1 protein-coding gene is annotated in these 308 nt (G+C 65.9%); it reads right to left on the minus strand.

Features of this window, described 5'->3' with window-relative positions; all coding sequences use genetic code 11:
• The coding region (locus CVV76_RS24560) for a c-type cytochrome (protein WP_408607900.1) at nt 1-287 on the minus strand (287 nt) is incomplete at its 3' end.
• Nucleotides 288-308: the final 21 nt, after the last annotated feature.

Genomic DNA, 308 nt, shown 5'->3' on the forward strand with positions numbered 1-308 from the left:
TCGTATACCCAGGCCTTGCCGTCGCGCGACGGATCGCCGGGCAGCGCCTTGAGGTAATGCGCGATCGCGTGCAGGTCGTCGTCGGTCAGGAACTGGGTCGAGTTGTTGAAGGCATCCGCCATCGACCCGAAGACCACGCCGTGCCCGTTCCGCCCGGTCTTGAGGAAGGCGTAGATGTCATCCTCGCTCCACCGGCCGAGGCCGGTGTTGGGATCCTGACGCAGGCTCGGCGCGTACCAGCCGTCCAGCAGCCCGCCAGACAGGAACAGCTTGCTCGACTGGTCCATCCCCTTCTCGTTGAAGGCGGG

Origin of the sequence: Acidimangrovimonas sediminis (genome assembly GCF_002871005.1) — a bacterium.
Taxonomy (GTDB): domain Bacteria; phylum Pseudomonadota; class Alphaproteobacteria; order Rhodobacterales; family Rhodobacteraceae; genus Acidimangrovimonas; species Acidimangrovimonas sediminis.